General features: G+C 65.2%; 13 protein-coding genes. 7 read left to right on the top strand and 6 right to left on the bottom strand.

Features of this window, described 5'->3' with window-relative positions; all coding sequences use genetic code 11:
• Positions 1-33: 33 nt before the first annotated feature.
• The 5 genes from ACIBNA_RS05105 to ACIBNA_RS05085 all read left to right on the top strand — a co-directional run bounded on the left by ACIBNA_RS05105 (position 34) and on the right by ACIBNA_RS05085 (position 8,261).
• Positions 34-3,012, top strand: coding sequence for a Z1 domain-containing protein (locus tag ACIBNA_RS05105; protein ID WP_399163879.1), 2,979 nt, complete (start codon positions 34-36; stop codon positions 3,010-3,012).
• Positions 3,013-3,089: 77 nt separating this feature from the next.
• On the top strand, positions 3,090-4,148 hold the full coding sequence (locus tag ACIBNA_RS05100; RefSeq protein WP_399163878.1) for a DNA cytosine methyltransferase: 1,059 nt from the start codon (positions 3,090-3,092) through the stop codon (positions 4,146-4,148).
• 44 nt (positions 4,149-4,192) lie between these two features.
• Positions 4,193-5,368, top strand: a complete 1,176-nt coding sequence (locus ACIBNA_RS05095) for a DNA cytosine methyltransferase (RefSeq protein ID WP_399163877.1) — start codon at positions 4,193-4,195, stop codon at positions 5,366-5,368.
• Positions 5,369-5,489: 121 nt separating this feature from the next.
• Positions 5,490-6,173, top strand: a complete 684-nt coding sequence (locus tag ACIBNA_RS05090; RefSeq protein ID WP_399163876.1) for a hypothetical protein — start codon at positions 5,490-5,492, stop codon at positions 6,171-6,173.
• A gap of 90 nt (positions 6,174-6,263) precedes the next feature.
• On the top strand, positions 6,264-8,261 hold the full coding sequence (locus ACIBNA_RS05085; protein WP_399163875.1) for an ATP-binding protein: 1,998 nt from the start codon (positions 6,264-6,266) through the stop codon (positions 8,259-8,261).
• 57 nt (positions 8,262-8,318) lie between these two features.
• Here ACIBNA_RS05085 and ACIBNA_RS05080 read toward each other — a convergent pair whose 3' ends face one another.
• From ACIBNA_RS05080 to ACIBNA_RS05055, 6 genes are all read right to left on the bottom strand, one after another.
• Positions 8,319-9,287, bottom strand: a complete 969-nt coding sequence (locus tag ACIBNA_RS05080) for a DUF6339 family protein (protein WP_399163874.1) — start codon at positions 9,285-9,287, stop codon at positions 8,319-8,321.
• Complete coding sequence (locus ACIBNA_RS05075; protein WP_399163873.1) at positions 9,287-10,264, bottom strand: hypothetical protein; 978 nt, start codon at positions 10,262-10,264, stop codon at positions 9,287-9,289. The genes ACIBNA_RS05080 and ACIBNA_RS05075 overlap by 1 nt, the downstream gene beginning before the upstream one ends.
• Entirely contained in the window at positions 10,261-12,375 is a 2,115-nt protein-coding gene (locus ACIBNA_RS05070) for a helix-turn-helix domain-containing protein (RefSeq protein WP_399163872.1), read from the bottom strand. Before ACIBNA_RS05070 ends, ACIBNA_RS05075 begins: the two co-directional genes overlap by 4 nt.
• 199 nt (positions 12,376-12,574) lie before the next feature.
• The gene (locus ACIBNA_RS05065) at positions 12,575-12,931 is read right to left on the bottom strand and encodes a very short patch repair endonuclease (RefSeq protein ID WP_399163930.1); all 357 of its coding nucleotides are present in this window, start codon (positions 12,929-12,931) and stop codon (positions 12,575-12,577) included.
• 112 nt (positions 12,932-13,043) lie between these two features.
• Positions 13,044-14,060 (bottom strand): SEC-C domain-containing protein, encoded by a 1,017-nt coding sequence (locus ACIBNA_RS05060; RefSeq protein WP_399163871.1) that lies wholly within the window; start codon positions 14,058-14,060, stop codon positions 13,044-13,046.
• 141 nt (positions 14,061-14,201) lie between these two features.
• Positions 14,202-15,677, bottom strand: a complete 1,476-nt coding sequence (locus tag ACIBNA_RS05055; protein WP_399163870.1) for a beta-1,6-galactanase — start codon at positions 15,675-15,677, stop codon at positions 14,202-14,204.
• A gap of 241 nt (positions 15,678-15,918) precedes the next feature.
• Between ACIBNA_RS05055 and ACIBNA_RS05050 the strand changes: the two genes are divergently transcribed.
• The gene (locus ACIBNA_RS05050) at positions 15,919-16,230 is read left to right on the top strand and encodes a DUF6412 domain-containing protein (RefSeq protein WP_274816616.1); all 312 of its coding nucleotides are present in this window, start codon (positions 15,919-15,921) and stop codon (positions 16,228-16,230) included.
• Between the two features lie 97 nt (positions 16,231-16,327).
• A complete protein-coding gene (locus ACIBNA_RS05045; protein ID WP_399163869.1) occupies positions 16,328-17,038 on the top strand; it encodes a YidC/Oxa1 family membrane protein insertase in 711 nt (236 codons plus the stop codon).
• Positions 17,039-17,088: the final 50 nt, after the last annotated feature.

The raw sequence follows: 17,088 nt of genomic DNA, 5'->3' as shown, positions 1-17,088 counted from the left end.
ATCCGGCCACCGTTCGGCACCTTGAGGAAGACCATGACTATCAGTTCCACCGACGACCTCCTCTTGCAGCTGCACAACGCCGCTCTTTCGGACATGCACACCAGTCGCCCGAAGAACCTGGTAAGGGCGCTTGTCTACCAGGCGGAGGACTTGTCGCCGGATGCGGAGAAGCTGGCCACCGAGGACGTCCTGCGGGAGGCGTTGGAGAAAGCTCACTCCACGGATCAACTGGTCGAGTTGTGGCGCAAGAAGCTCACGGATTGGGACTTCGCGCCCCACCCCACCTGGTCGGACAGTCCGGAGCGTACCGAGATACGGCGGTCAGACATCTACGGACTTCTTGGTCTTTCCGAAGAAACCCGCAAGCTGTTGGACGACCTCATTCCTGTCTCCAGGGTTGAAGCCCCGGTCGTCATCACCGACGAGTTCACTCCCTGGTATACACCCCAGTCGCAGCAAGGCCGTCCCTGGTATTGGCCGTCATACCGCTCCTACCTGGAGCAGAAGGGATGGGCTCCGGAGGCCGTCGCCGGGCTCGACGTAGCCACTGACGCCGTGGTCGAGCGCCTCGCCGATCCGACACAATCAGCGGCGTACCAGTCGAAGGGGCTGGTCGTCGGGTATGTGCAGTCAGGCAAGACGGCCAACTTCAGCGGTGTGATCGCCAAAGCGGTCGACGCGGGCTATCGACTGATCATCGTCCTCGGTGGCACTCTCAACATGCTCCGGGCCCAGACCCAACGACGCCTTGACATGGAACTCGTGGGTCGCGAGAACATTCTGCGCGGGGCGAGCGAGTACGAATCTGACTACGCTGACGACCCCGCGTGGAGCCAGGGCAAGTTCGTGACGTTCGGCGCCCTGCCGTCCGCCCTCGGCGCGTTCGACATCGTGCGCCTGACCACGCGGGACGACGATTACAAGAGTCTGCTCCAGGGGATCACGGCGCTCGAATTCGAGAAACGGGAGCCGGCGCTGCCCCTGTACGACCCGCACAACCTTCACCGGTCATCGGCGCGGCTCATGGTGGTCAAAAAGAACAAGACGGTTCTCGGCAAGCTCGTGAAGGACCTCAAGAAGATCAAGACGCCGCTGGCAGAAACCCCCGTCCTCATCATCGATGACGAGTCGGACGAGGCCTCCGTGAACACTTCGGACCTCGCCAAGCCCGATGCCGAGCGCACCGCGATCAATCAGAAGATCTCCGAGCTGCTCCGAATGCTGCCGCGGTCCCAGTACGTCGGCTACACCGCTACTCCGTTCGCCAACGTCTTCGTGGACCCGAGTGACGCCGAGGACATTTTTCCCAAGGACTTCATCGTCTCCCTGCCTCGTCCGGAGGGCTACATGGGAGCTCGCGACTTCCACGACCTCGACTCCCCGATCCCGGATGATCACCGAACCGTCGCCAACTCCAACGAGCTCGCCCACGTCCGCAACATCACGGTGGACGACGAAGCAGGAGAAGAGGACGTCTGCCTTCAGCGGGCCATGGACATGTTCGTACTCACGGCGGCCATGAAGCTGTATAGGGAGGAGCAAGGCGGCCTCGGCGATCGGTACTTCCAGCACCACACCATGCTCATCCATGAATCCGTCCGCACAGAAGTCCACCGAGAACTTCTGGGCAAGGTGACCCAGTTGTGGTGGAACGCCGGATACATGGGGCCACGCGGCCACGAGCGCCTCCGTGACCTTTTCGAGAGTGACATCTCTCCTGTGTCAGCCGTCCGCGCCGACGGCTACGCCGTCCCGCCGTCATATGACGACCTCGCCCGCTACGTGGGTCCAGCCGTCAACCGGATCGGTGGGGATGACAACCCGATCATTGTGGTCAACGGCGACAAGGACATCGAGACCGGCGAAGCCGACTTCGACAAACGCTCCATCTGGAAAATCCTCATCGGCGGCCAGAAGCTGGCGCGCGGTTTCACCGTCGAGGGGCTCACCGTCTCGTACTTCCGTCGTCGGGCAGGCAACGCGTCCACCCTGATGCAGATGGGTCGGTGGTTCGGCTTCCGCGAAGGCTACCGAGACCTGGTACGTCTCTTCCTCGGTCGGGCCGAGACCATGGGAGTCAAGGAAATCGATCTGTACGCGGCATTCGAGGCGATCTGTCTGGACGAGGAGAACTTCCGCGCCGAATTGAAGCAGTACGCCACCACGGTCGACGGAAAGCCGCAAATGACACCGGCTCAGGTGCCGCCTCTGGTTTCTCAGCATTTGCCTTGGCTCAAGCCGACAAGCCCCAACAAGATGTACAACGCACGCCTCGTCGAGCTCCACTCGCCGGGGCAGTGGCAGGAACCCACCGCCTACCCGACGAAGGCCGCCGATCTTCGGCACAACACTCAATTGTGGACGCCCGTCCTCGAAGCGCTGCCTCCCACCGTCACTTCGCTTGCCTACCACTTCCCCGCCGAAGGCGGCCGTGCGGCTGTCACCCACAGGTTCGATGCGCTCGTAGGTCGGCTCGATCCAGTAGAGCTTCTCGACATCGTTCAGGAGGTGCGCTGGGGTGCTCCCTCCCAGTTCGCACCCAACCTCGCGTATCTCGATGCAATCACCGCAGGTGCCTCGCAAGAGGTGGATGACTGGCTCCTCATCGCACCGCAACACTCCAAGCGAGGTCAGCGGCTGACGCTTGGTACGACTGGGCGCACCTTCGCATGGTTCGGCCGCGAACGCCGACGGGGTCCGCTCTTCGGTGCCATAAGCGAACCCAAGCACCGCGCAGTTCCACTGCGCATCGCCGGAGGCCTCGCTGACTCGGGTGACGCTGCCACCGAAAGCCTGGTCGCGCCTCGCAGGGGCGCCGTCATAGTCTACCCCGTCGTCGAAGTCAAGCATCGGTCCGACATCCCCGACGACGGCCGACTGGCGATGGAGAAGGTCGTCATGGCCTTTTCCTTCGTTGCTCCCGCCACAGCCCGCCGCGCCGACGGCCGCGTCCTCCGCTTCACGACCATCGATTCCGCCAAGGAGGGACAAGCGATCATCGACACTCCGTGACAAGGAAGCTGATTGGGCAGATCGGTCCGTCGGCGTGAGGACGGCCGATATATGGGGACGACGGGAGACAGCACTACATGACCTGGGGTAGCACGACGGGCGCGGCCAACCGCGGCAACATCGACCCATTAGGCCGGCTCACCTCGCTTGAGGTCTGCGCGGGTGCGGGAGGTCTCGCGCTCGGCCTCGAACGGGCCGGGTTCGACCCTGTACTGCTGATCGAGAGCCGCCCTATCGCGTGTGAGACGCTCCGTAGCAATCGCCCACACTGGGATGTGCGCGAGGTAGATCTTCTCGACTTCGATCCCGCCGAAGATCCGCAGGTATACGACATCCAACTGCTGTCCGGCGGCCTGCCCCGTGTGAAGTCTCCGGCGGCTGTGGCACGCACGCGCGGGGATGACGTGGAGCTGTCCGTACTCAAGGCTGCGGTCGACCTTGTCTATGGCGTGCAGCCACGTGCGATCCTCTTTGAGAACGTGTCGGAATTGATCACAAAGAGCGACTACGAACCGATCCGCGAGCTCATCGGTGAGGAACTGAGGCACCTCGGTTACCGGTTCTGCTGGCACGTCCTGAACGCCAAGGACTTCGGTGTGCCACAGAGCCGAGAGGTCGGACTGCTGGTGGCATTCAAAGGCGACCTGATCGATCGTTTCGAGTGGCCACAGCCCAACGCCGAGCCTGCTCCTACCGTAGGCGAGACACTGCAGGACTCGATGGGTGCCAGAGGCTGGCCCGACGCCGCCAAGTGGGCCGCTCAAGCGGACGTGGTTGCCCCGACCATCGTCGGTGGTTCTTGGGATCGTGGTGGAGCGGACTTGGGGCCGACGGGTGCCAAGCAGAAGTGGGAACGCATGGGCGTCGACGGCGTCACAGTCGCCGACCGGGTTCCGGACGCTGCCTTCTCCTGGAACCCTGCCTCGGGTCGGCAGGGTCGTGTCCCGCTCACCGTCGATCAGGTGGCCCTGCTGCAGGGCTTCCCACCGGACTGGCACATCGCAGGCCTGAAGACCGCCCGGTATCGGCAGGTGGGCAACGCCACTCCGCCTCCTCTCGCACAGGCGTTGGGGGAGTCGATCGCGAAAGTCCTGCGTACAGGGGCTGACGGCGCGGTGCGTGCGACCAGGGGATGAAGTTGCGACTCCCCCTCCCCGGCAGGCCGATAGACTTCCCCACCATGACCAGCACGCCATCCGACCAGCCAAATCGTCGGGATTTCCGCATTATTGACCTATTTGCGGGGCCCGGAGGCCTGGATGTGGCGGCCGAAGTGCTGGGCATCCCCTCAATCGGTATCGAGTGGGACGACGATGCCGTGGCCACACGAGTCGCGGCGGGGCTACCGACAGTCCATGGGGATGTGCGCCTCTTCGGCCCGGACAACCCGGGGTTCGAGGACTGCAACGTGCTGGCCGGCGGACCGCCGTGCCAGACGTTCTCCATCGCGGGCAGCGGTTCCGGCCGCAAGGCGTTCGACCTCGTTACGGGCTTCATTCACCGCATGCACGCCTGGTACAAGCGGGAAGAGGTGGGCGAAAAGGGGGAAACCTGGGAGGATATTCAGCGAGAACTGGACAAACTCGACGACGAGCGCACGGGGCTGGTCCTGCAGCCGCTGCGTTGGATCTTCGAGGCGATGCTCCGTCCTCGCCATGGTGGCGAAGGCCCTCAGCCGTTCGAGGTTGTCGTCCTGGAGCAGGTCCCCGCCGTCATCGAGGTCTGGCACGAGTACGAGAAGGTCCTGGGCGCCGTCGGCTACAAGACCAAAGCGAAGGTCTTCCATACGGAGCAGTACGGAGTCCCTCAGACCCGCCGGCGTGCCGTGCTTGTGGCTCGCTATGGCGATGCGCCCGCGCGTCTCCCGGAACCGACGCACCAGCAGTACCGCAAGGGCACGGCACCCGCCGACACCCTCTTCGGCGGTCGTGGTGCATGGATCTCCATGGAGGAGGCCTTCAACGCCGTGTACGAGCGGGTGGATGAAGCCCCCCGTCGTATCATGCCTTTCTGCGTCGTCTCCAACTACGGCAGTGGCGGTGATCCGAAGGCCCGCGGACGCCGTGCATCGAACGAGCCTGCGGCGACCATCACCGGTAAGTGGAAGCGCAATCGGATCGTCAGTGCAGATGCCCGAGAGGCGGATCTGGGGCGCTTGAGCAACGAGGAAGCAGGAGTCCTCCAGAGCTTTCCGTACCGATACCCATGGCGTGGTAACGAGCAGGCTCAGCAGATCGGTAACGCCGTGCCGCCGCGGTTCGGGGTGCATGTGCTCAGCGCAGCCCTGGGTCTCGGCGCTCCCGGAAGCGACGTCTGGGAAAGGGTGCTGTGTTGGAGTCGTGAAGGGGCTGCCTGAGCACGGTGTAGGGGCAGTGCTTCGGTTTCCCGGGCAGGGCTACCGCGGGGGCGGACGTGTGGCCGACCTGCTTCGATTTTGACGAGGCCAGTCGCTACGCCCATGCGGCAGACTGCCCGCTGTGGCTGATCAGCAGTACGAGGACGCGTACCACGCTTGGCGACTGTCGCTGCGCACACTGATGTTGGATGCACCGCGGCTGGCGCGATGGCAGGAGCGACGATTCCAGTTCGCCCATCAGGTGGGCGAGTTGTTGACCATGCCCTTCGGCGGCTCACCTGCGACGACCGGCCCTGCGCTTTACGGGGTGTTCCTCGCTGGAGTGGGGCTTGGCTACGTGGGCCAGACGCTGGAAGCCGACCGACGCCTGCGGGACCTTCCAGTGGGTGAGAGTCACCACTTGGCTAACACCGCCCCTCCCGAAGTCTGGGACAGGGTTGTCGTGGTGCGCTGGACCGATCTCTTGGCGAGCATCCCGGAAACCGAACAGACGGCTGCCACCGAGCTCGGGTATGGCGTCTGCGGCCTCGTTCTGGAGCACCGACTACAGCTGGAGTTCTCCCCTCCCCTGAACAGTCGCCGGCGACACCGCAGCGGAGAATGGCGTCCCCGGGATCACGGACAGAGCCGGTCCCGCGGCGCCGTCAACGCGTATGCGCTGCCCGAGTTGTGGCGAGAGACCCGGGCCACCTGGCAGCATCTTGCAGCGTTCCCGCCACCCGCAGACGGCACCCCGATCCTCACCACAGCGGCTGGTCGCGCAGTCTTCCCCACGGCAGCTTTGGATAGGGGCCTCACCGAATAACCGCTCCCCGCACGGGACTTGCTCGACCCGGTCGTCCCAACTAGCTATAGCGTTGTACTTCCAGCCCATCGACACAGGGGAGGCACGCACATGGCGCCTGAGACGGCCCGGCTCCACATTCAGTTCCACGGCAGAGTGATTGAACATCTCGGGATAGATATGTATCAGTCCCCTGTCGCTGCCATCGCTGAACTCGTGTCGAACGCTTGGGACGCGGATGCAACAGAGGTTGAGATCTCGCTACCGATGAACGTTCGGGCCGGCTCCGAAATCCTCATCAGTGATAATGGCGACGGGATGACTCTGGCCCAGTGCCAGGATCGCTACCTGAAGGTCGGTTATAACCGCCGTATCGAGCAACAGGCGGAGAAGACAAGCGGTGGCCGGCCGGTAATGGGCCGAAAAGGTATCGGCAAGTTTGCAGGTTTCGGAATCGCGAACCTTGTCGACGTGGAGACGGTCAGTGGGGAGACCGGTGAGCGGACAGTATTCAGGCTGGATGTTGAGAAGCTGACTGGATCGGGGGCCGAATACGCCGACAACACGCCCATGGAAGTGGAAGTTTTGGAGTACTCGGGGCCGGACGAGGAGAGGAAACCTCGGCACGGCACTCGAATACGACTGCAGCAGCTCACCATGAAGAAGACGCCCAATTCCGACCAGTTCAGGGTCAGTATGGCGCGGCGCTTTCTGCTCCTGGAGCGTGCAGAGGACTTCACTGTCACTGTCGACGGAATCCATATCGCTGAAGAGGGGGACAGTGAGCGGATCGAGTTCGACTATCCGTCGGATTATGACGACAAGCAGAGGCCCGCCGGATTGGAGATCGAAGATGGCTGGGGAGTCGAGTCGCTCTCGAATGGGGCGGAGATTCGATGGCGTTTTGTTTTTTATAGCGATCCGATCCAAGAGGAGGACTTGGCCGGCATCTCGATATTCAGTCATCACAAGCTTTCGCAGCGACCTTTCACCTTTAATCTGAGTGGAGGGTTCGGTGCTCAGCATGCGATCAACTATCTTTCTGGACGTGTGCAGGCTGATTACATAGACGATCAGGACAAGGATTTGATCTCCACGGAAAGGCAACGCATCAACTGGGAAGCCGATCAGGCCCTCCCGCTGCTCACCTGGGGACAGGAACGAACCAAGTCGCTACTGCGAATCTGGCAAGGTCGACGGGCCGAAGCCAAAGTCAGCGCCATGAACCTGCGCATGGCGCCCTTCTCGAACCGCTTGGACAAGCTAGAGCCGTACGAAGCCAAGATCGTACAGCGTGCACTCACGGCTGTGGCGCGAGTCTCCGCCCTGTCCGACGCCCAGTTCGATGATCTGGCCAACGCAATCTTGAGTGCATGGGAAGGTGGCCGCCTCAGGGAACTAATCAATGAACTTTCAAACGCGGCCGAGCTCGACGCCGAAGAGCTCGTCGGGATCCTGGCGAAGTCACGGGTCATGACGGCCCTTCACGCCGCAGAGCGAGTTCGCAGTCAACTCAACTTGATCAACGGCCTTGAGGAGCGGATCAACGAAAAGCAACTTGAGAATGCTGTCCGTGACTACATCGCTCAGAATCCATGGATGATTTCTCCGGAGTGGGAGACGTTCCGAGTCGAGCGAGGTCTGTCGAATTTGATGGAGGAGATCTCGAAAGAGACCCTCGACAAGGAGGAAGCCTGGAAGGCGCGAGTAGATTTGGTGCTGTCGTCTGGAGATCAGCTACTTGTGCTTGAATTTATGCGCCCAGGGAAGACGGCTGATTGGGACCATGTGTACCGATTCGAGAGGTACATCGAATCGGTACGGGACGTTGTCGACGTACGACGCTCGGAGTTCAGGTCGGTCACCGGTCTTATGGTGGCCGATAAATTGGAACGGCCAGCGGGATTCGCGAGGAAGCTCGACCGGCTACGCCGAGACGGCATGGACGCCACAGACTGGGCCGGTCTCCTGGAGAAGGCAAAGAGGCAGTGGCAGGACTACTTCGACATCCTTTATGCGCGTGCCCCGGAGGACGAGAGGATGCAGGCCCTCGCCTCGGGTGGCAGCAATGAGAACGAGACAGGTGAGGACGAGCCGTCTGATTCGTAGAGCGGGGATCCTGGGGCTATGCCCTCGCCCCGATACTGTCTCTTGAGGGGGTGTGTGCTACGTCATCCAGGAAGGGAGATCCTTCGCCAAACTCACCCCCTCTCGTGGCGCCGGCACCGCCGACTGCTGTGGGGAATCGCCCACATCCTCGGGCGTAGACATGCGGCCACGACGACGAACAGGTGCCTCGACCAGGAGTTTCTCGATGAAGGGAACCAGGGCATCGATGGCGGTACGGGGTACCCGGCCGTCGTCGGGGCCCTCGGGAAGCCGGTCCCAGTGCACGGCGGGAGCCGTTGCGGCGTCGGTGATCCAGTCCTGCAGGTCTTCGATGAGGGGCGGATCGTCGGGGGCAAGTACGTCGTAGACGAGGGTGCTGCCCGCGGTGTTGACTGCTGAGGAAAGCGCGTTGATGTGATCGCCGGGACGAGGGACGCCGGATGAGATCAGGCCCTTGAACACGGCCAGCAATGCCTGCGCCGTGGGCCGGTGGTCGATGACGTCCAAACGAAGCGTGGTGTTGAGGATGTCCTGGATGCTGCAGGCGACCTCGACGGGGCGATAGTCCGGACCGTCGCGGAACAGCTCTGCAGCCCACCACAGGCGAGAGAAACATTGCGTGTAATGGGGGCCGGAAAAGCGAGAGCTCTGGGCGATTTCAGCGCCCTTGTGTCGCCACACCACGTAGTCGGGCGCGACCAGCATCGCCAGGTGGTTCCACAGGTTCCCGTCGCCGGCTTCCGCGCGCGTCATTCGCAGTGTGGCGTGCAGACGGGGAGCGAGCCAGCCGTCGGCGGCCGTGCGGTTGTCGTCGAATCGCGTCATCGCCACGCCGATGAGTTCGCGGATCGGAGCGGTACGCCACCGAGTCTCGTCGTCGGGAAGGGGAGCGCTCGCCTTACGAAGAGCTACTTGGGGCGGGTTTTCCTGGCCCGATTGCATGCCTCGACTGAGGTGCTTGGCCACGGCTGCGTCGGGCAGCAGGCCAAGCAACGGCGGGACGTCGAAGGGCACAGCGCGCGGCATCAGTCGGTGTTCCTCTCGGTACGGTCGACGGTTCGCACCGCAGTGGTCAGTTTCTTGGAGATCTGCGCGCGGCGGCCCGCTGCGTACTGAATGCCGGTCTGCAGCTCCGACCAGCCGAAGCCCTTCGTGCGGCGTTCGTTGATCTCGTACAGGGCATCCGTGAGCTGCCGCCCTGGCAGAATGTCGGGCAGCATTTGGCGCAACACAGACTCTCGCCAACCGGTCGGCATCACAGGGGTCCCGTCCTCGTCGGTGTCGAGATCGCTGACGGCGGTGTGGAACATGGCCGTCCAGGCGTCCTGCGCGACCTGCGAAGCCGTCATCTCCCGAAGGACCTTTTCCGTCGGACCGCCACCGCGACTGCCGAGCACCTCCATAAGGCCCTCGACCGCTGTGGTGTTGAGATAGACGATCGGCATGTCACCGGACGTCTCGACGACCCACGATGAATCCTTGTAGGGGCGCAATCCCTCGTGCGGCCCGTCGCGGAAGTCGATTTCCACGATCTCGATCTCACGCTGCCGAACCGGCGTGGCCTCCTGGAGATCGACGTACCAGTCCTGCTCGGCAGAGCCCACAAGCCGCCCCGCGACGCCCTCGACGGTGGCGATCACCAGGAGGGAGAGCGTTGCCCGCCGCAGGTGCAGAGCACGCGACAGGGTGATTGAGCCGGTCCGGGAGCCGTCGGATGCCGGGAGGAGACGTGCGGTGGTGCGTGCGTTGGTCGCCTTCTCTGTCAGAGTCGCCAGGCAGATCACGTCTTGCCATGGACCATCGCCCAACTCGCCCTCCGGAAGGGTGGCGCGCAGGTCGAGGGTGGCCTCCTCCCAACCGGCTCGGCCCGATTGGTGTAGGGCCACTACGCGTTCCGTGGCCGATACGTTGGTGTAGGGGAGCGGCTTGCCGTCGATGCTGACCGAGACGACTTCACACCCCACGTCGCCGAGGAGAGTCGGGTACGGGAACACCGGTTTCACGCCGCACCTCCACGGGCCTTGGGCACATCTACGGCCAATCGGGCATAGCGTCCCTGGACGGGGTGAGTCGTCGGGTCTGTCACGCCGCTGAACACCGCTGTGCGAACGCCGGGTTCGACAATGACCGTGCCGTTCTCTGCACGGCACGACTCGGAACCGACGAGCAACTCCCAGTCCACGGACGGTCGGCCTCCGGAGCGCACATCGAACTTGGCGACGGGAGCCAGGACCCATGGGTCTGGGGCGTCCGGCAACCGCAGATGCACGGTGACGTGCCAGGCGCCTCGGTCGTCGACGCGGGCTTCGATATTCCGCACGGTGGGGAACGACTGGGCGCGACGCCCGGCGGGACCGGTGGATGTGTCGAGCTTGAGCAGCTCGCGCAGGACAGCAGGGCCCTCACTGCGTGCGATCTCCCGCTTGCCCAGGAGCAAGCGAACCGTCTTGTCGATCGAGGACCGGAACTCCTTCAACCTCGCCAGTGCTCCGCGTTGGTAGGCAGTGGTCAGTTCCTCGGTCCTGTCCCAACGATCGTGTTCGGGTGGTTCGGAGGCGCGTAGGTAAGCCTCGGCGAGTGCGACGTCCTCGCCGTCCCGCCCGGTCGCGTACCCGGCTAGCAGAACGGCTTGGAAGGGCGGGGTACCCAGAGGCAGGTCTCGCGGACGTTGCTCGGTGATGGTCATGCGGTTGCCGCGCATGCAGACCACACGGTTGATCTGTGCGTCGTTGTCGTCGGCGGGTGTGAGCAGGAGTGCGGCCCGGTGTTCGCGGCCCTTGTCGCGTTGGCGACCTTGGCCTTTGAGAGGCGTGACGATCAGGGGGACGTCGGCACGTACCACCTGCCCCGCGGAGGTAAGTTCGGCGACTGTGTCCCCGTCGAGGTAGGCCTGGAGGGCTCGACTGAGCGCCGGATGATGGAAGTGCGGGTCCACCTGTTGTTCCGGAATATAGACCTCGCCGTTGCGTAGTGTCGTGACACGTGCTTCCAGCAGCGGGCCGGCGGACCGTCCGCCGAGCATCGCCGCCCAGAAGCCGTCTGCGAGCGAGCGTACGAGTTTGTCGTGCATCTCCTGCAATGACTCGGTGTCGCCCGAAGCATCGTGTGCGCCGACGATCAGGAACGAGGTGCCGGGCTGGCCACTCGAACGACCGAGGTGCAAGCTGTGCACGGTTTCATCGTCGGCCCACCAGGACCTGGAGACACCCTCGTGTTCGGGGTCGGTGTCCGGTTCGCCCAGCCAGGCCGGTCCTGCGTACGCCTCCCCGTCCACCTCGTGCCAGGGGAGATCCATGCGTCCGATTACGCGGCCGGCGGTGCGTCCCTCATGCGGCTCCGACAGCGTCGAGTTGATCAGTACAAGGCCGAAGCGGCTTGTCGCCCACAACGTGGCCTTACCCAGGCCGTAGGAGCCGCCCGCTCGTCCTCCGGTGACCTTGTGGCTGTCGAGTTGGCGACGGACCACCGCGGCGAATCGTCCGTCGCTGTATTCCGGACCGGTCAGGCCCGCCGCGTTGTAGTCGTCGATGCGCAGAATTCGCAGTCGACGCTCCTGTGCAAGGTCTTCCAGAGCGGAGCGGAGACTTCGGGAAACCTTCTGGTTGCCTCGGGAGGCCTCTTCATAATGGGGCAGGAGCTCGTTCCAGCGCAGGGCGCCCAGGAAGGCGTCGAGATGGGGCCCGTCCAACTCGTGCAGCGTGTAATGCACGCGCACCGGTGAACGGTCGTCGTAGCGCTCGTCCAGTGAATTCTGCGTCGCCTCGCGCGCCAGTACCGAAAGGTCGGCGTCAAAGGCGAACGCGGCGGCGTTCCCGTACTCGCGGCCGCCGTCGGCATGCGCGGGTCGGTGATGCCAGCGCACCGGCCGGCCGGTCGGTACATCGACCGTGCGTGTCACGATCGCGGCGAGATCGGTGCCGAGGATCTCCGCGATGCGGGCTTTGGTCTCCTCACGTGGTTCCGCGCGGCCGTTGATCCATGCGGAAACGGCGGCACGCGTCTTGCCGACCTGGGTGGCCAAGTCGGTTTGCGACATGCCGGCTCGACGCAGCTGACGCGCCAGCCATGGGCCGAAAGCCTCGCCGCGTTCGGCGGGCGGAGGGGATTCGGGCATAGTGAGTCGCGCCTCCTGACACTGGGGCCATCCGAGGATGGTTCGCAAAGTGCGCCCAGGCTAACAGGCATCTTTGACGCTCGAAGAGGATGTCAAAAAGAGTCTGACATCGACGCTCGGGCCCACGATCAGACCAGCTGACGCGCCGCGCTCCGCCCATTCCCCACTCCGGAGTGGCTATGGGAGCTCATAGGTGGCTTTACGTCCGGGGGCTTGCCGCCCGGCGCGCCTCCACCAGATCCCGAACGCGAATCGCGGCTTCAATCGGGTCCTCGTGCTCCCACACTCGTACCGCCAACCATCCAGCTGAGGCCAGCCGCTCGTCGGTGTTCCTGTCCCGTCGCTGATTGCCCTCGATCTTCGTACGCCAGAACTCGGCATTGCTCTTGGGCCATGTTGCGTGCTGCGGGCACCCGTGCCAGAAGCACCCGTCCACGAAGACGGCGACTTTCGCCCGCCCGAACAGGATGTCGGCTTCTCGCCGGACTCCTTTCAGCGGTTTGCGATGCACTCTGTATCGCATCCCTGCTGCATGCAAAGCCCGGCGAAGCGCCATCTCGACTTCGGTGTTCCGACTTCTCTGCCGGCTCATCCGCGCACGGGTCTCAGGGGTCGTATCCACCGCTGGCCGCGCCTTTCCTTCATTGAGTCGGTACGTTGCTGCCCGGCTATGCGTCCGAGCCGTGGCACAGGCCGTAAGCCCGCCCCGACCCGCACCAGCAAGCAGCCCCCTGCTGCGGCGGCCAAGCCACTGCCCGCCCCCGGGCCGCCAGTGTCGTCGCGTACTGGGGGAGCAGCGTCGCGTCCGCCGGGGAGGAGAGTTCCGACGCTGCGAAGGCCTCGTAGGACGGGACCGTGCCGGTGACGATGCCCAGGTTGGGGGTGCCGGAGGAGGACAGTTCTCGTAGGGCGGACTCTATGGTCGCGAGGTGGGTCTCGTGGGACGGGTACTCCGAGGCCAGGGTCGGGTACGCCTCGAGGAGTTCCGAGAGTTCCGTTGCCGGCCAGTGGAGGATCGCCACCGGGAAGGGGCGGGAGAGGGCCTCGCGGTAGGCGCCCAGTTCGGCTCGGAGGCGAGTGATCTCCGCTTCCAGTTCCGCTGGGTTTTCCGAGCCCAGGGACCACACGCGCTTGGGGTCGTGGAGTTCGTCCAGGGTGATCGGGAGGGAGTGGACCGTGTCCGCCAGCGCGTCCCACTCGTCGTGGGACTTGCCCAGCATGCGGCGGACCCTGTGGCGGCCGAAGAGGAGGGGGTGGGTCGGCTGTGGGGGTTCCGGGACGTCGGTCAGGAGGAGGTGGACCGCCTCCGTGAACGTGTCGTGCGCCGCTTCCAGCTCGTCGTGGGACTCCAGGGCCTCGGCGACGATCACCCAGGGGGCCGGGTCCCTCGGGGACGCCACCCGGACGCCCTCGATGATCGCCCTGGCCTCGGCCTCGTGGCCGTACTCCCAGAGGTTCGACGCCTTGAGCGCCCGTACCAGGTGGGGGTTCTCCAGGCCGTCCGTGGAGGACAGCAGACGGTCGTAGAGGGCCGTGGCCGTGGGGCGGTCGCCGGCGAGTTCCAGGTGTGCCGCGGCGCGCAGCAGCAGGGCCTCGGCGTCCTCGGGATACAGGCCGGCGGTCCGCTCCAGGCGTGCCGCCTCGGCGGTGTGGTCGACGGTTTCGGCAGGCGTGTCGGGGCGCATGGGGGACACCGTACTGCCGGGAGGTGACGAGCGTGAGAGATGCGCGGGCCATACCTCTGGCCTGCGCGGGTTCCCCATGCTCGCCATCCCGGCTCTACGAATCGTCCCGAATCACCGCCAGGACGTCGGCGTGCCGTCGGCCTACAGCGTCACTCCGTCTATTTGGAGTGTTTGGACCGACTTCGCCGCGAACGGGACGCGTACCGATTTTCCGTTGAGGCGGATGTCCGAGCGGGGGGTGTAGAGGTCGCCGCCGCCCGTCGTCACCGTGTTCCAGCGGGGCACCGCGCCGTTCGTGCCGCCCGTCACCGTCGAGAAGCGGGAGAGGTCGAAGGTGAGGGTCTGGGCTGATGTGGACGTGTTCACCGCTACCAGCACCAGGCGGCGGGTCGACGCCGAGTACGCCGCCACCGCGTAGCTCACGCCCGTGTCCAGGATCGTCATGCCCGGGCGGATGTGGCGGCTGAACTGGGCCAGTACGTAGTGCTTGGTCTGGACTGTCGTCGGCTGGAGGGTGTTCTTGTCGTAGGCGATCATCGCCCAGCCCGTCGACGGGTCCATGACCTGCCAGTAGCACCACGCCGTGGGATGCAGCCAGCGGAAGTCGTAGCAGAGGTTCGACGCCATGGTCAGGCCCGTGCCGTCGCTGTCGCCCGTCTCGGAGTTCCACAGCTTCTTGCGGGACGTCGTCACCACGTCCGTGTAGAGGAGGTCGCGGCGGCCGCCGGAGCCCTGGTAGCCGTGCACGTTGACCTGGGAGACCAGGGCCTTGGTCGACGAGTTGAACGACGCCCACGTCGAGCGGGCCGTGTCGTAGTTCGTTTCGTCCGAGGCCGCGATGCGGATGCCCGTGAGGCCTCGTTTGTCCAGCTCGCTGCGCATGTACGGGAGTACGGCCGCCTGGACCGCGGGGTCCATGTGGCAGCCCTCCTGGGTGCCGGTCGCGGTCCACCAGGTGGAGGCCGGCTCGTTGAAGGGGTCGACCGTCGCGAAGTTCACGCCCCAGTTGTTGCGGGCGTACAGGGCGGTCGCCGCCAGGTGGGAGGCGTGCTGGCGGTAGTTCCAGGTCTGGAGGTTGTTGCCGCCGCCCGCCGCGCCGGAGGGGTTGTGGTTGCTGCACATCCACCACATGGGGGAGTTGGCGAAGAGTTCCGTGATCGCGCCGCGCTGCGTCGCCTTCACCAGCATCGCGCGCTGGTTGGCGTCCGCCGACCACTTCCAGGCCGAGGAAGTGGGGTCCTCGTTGTTCCAGTCCTGCCAGAAGCCCTCGATCTGCTTGAAGGCCGGGATGTTCGGCGACTCGACCATCCTCTCGCCGCCGACGCTGTTCCAGCTGCACGCGCCGAGGTTGTAGCGGGCGATGTTCAGGCCCAGGCCGGGGAGCGATCTGCCGTTGTACGTCACCGACTTGGTGGTGAAGAAGAGGTCCGCGAAGTCGTCCCGGGCGCCGAAGACGTTGGCCCACCAGGCGAGGGAGGTGCCCCAGCCCTCCCAGGTGCCGTACGTGGTCGAGGGGTTGACGGCGATCGTGGCGTCCGCGTGGGCGGTGCCTGTCGCCAGGGCGCTGCCGAGGAACGTACCTCCTGCTGCGGTCAGCAGGGTTCTGCGTCGTATCACGGCTCCTCCGTAGGGGAATCGGGGCAGGCGCCGGTCCCCCGGGGTCCGGCGTCGCGGGTTGGCCCGTTCATGGCAACGAGAAGCATCGGGTGTGGCGGGTGGGTTGTCGAGAGTTGCGACGAACCTTTCTAAAACCCGTGTACGAAGTCTCGGACGCGACCCGTCGGAGCGATCCTGTATAACGAACAGAGCGAAGAGAACGGGTAGTCGAGCGAGCGAGTGTTCGGGAGGAGGGGAGCCCATGGTCCGCGGTTGGACGAGTCTGCGTCCCGCTCTCGCGCTGCTCTTCCTGGTCCTGGAAGTGGCGCTGCTGGACACCGGCAGCCTCTACGCCACCGTCGCGCTCGCCGCGACCGCCGCGGCCTTTGCCGCGCTCGCGGTCTGCGCCCTCGTCGGCTCGCGCTGCGCGCCCGCCGTGCCGCGCACCCGGGTGCGCACGGCCATCCGCGACCGTGACCTCCGTACGGCCTTCCTGCCCCAACGCGACCCCGACGCCCGGGGACGCACCCGGCCCCGGGCGCCCGGACACGCCCTCCGGGCGACCTTCGCGTAGGGGCACCTCCAGGCACGTTCATGTAGCCGGCCCCGCGCGGGTCGTCATGCCGCCATGTCCCACTCCCGGCACGACGAGACCCCCGGAGGGCTCACCCATGTCCGTCTTCGCCAACCTGGTCGAGCGACTCGCCGACCTCCTCCAGCCACTGTTCGGCGCCTGTGCGGCCGCCGCCGCGATCGTCCTGTTCACCGCGCTCGTACGACTCCTCGTCCACCCCCTGTCCCGCGCCGCGGCGCGCGGCCAGAAGGCCCGGACCGCACTCCAGCCGAAGATCGCCGAGCTGCGGAAGAAGCACGGGAGGAATCCCGAGAAGCTTCAGCGGGCCGTGCTGGAGCTGCACGCCGAGGAGAAGGTGTCGCCGCTGGCCGGCTGCCTGCCCGGGCTGCTCCAGGTGCCCGCGTTCTTCCTGCTCTACCACCTGTTCTCCAGCGACACGATCGGCGGGCGGGCCAACGAGCTGCTCAGCCACCAGCTGTTCGCCGCGCCGCTGGGCGGGCGGTGGACGGATGCGCTGGGCGAGGGCGCTCTCCTCGGTGGTCCGGGGCTCGTCTACGCCGGGCTGTTCGTGGTCGTCGCCGGGGTCGCCGTGTTCAGCTACCGCCTCAGCAAGCGCATGATGGCCGCGAACCCGGCGCTCCCGGCCGGTGGCGAGCAGGTGGCGGGGCTGGGGGCGGTGACCAAGGTGATGCCCTTCATGTCCTTCTTCACGCTGGTCACCGTGGCCGTGGTGCCGCTGGCCGCCGCGCTGTACGTCGTGACCAGTACGACGTGGAGTGTCGTCGAGCGCGCTGTGCTGTACCGGTAGCCGGGTTCTGTACCGGTAGCCGGTCGGGTCCGTGGCGGTCCAGTACATGA

Source organism: Streptomyces sp. NPDC050164 (assembly GCF_044459945.1).
In the GTDB taxonomy this organism is placed as follows: domain Bacteria; phylum Actinomycetota; class Actinomycetes; order Streptomycetales; family Streptomycetaceae; genus Streptomyces; species Streptomyces coeruleorubidus_A.
This window is presented reverse-complemented; position numbering and strand designations above follow the sequence as displayed.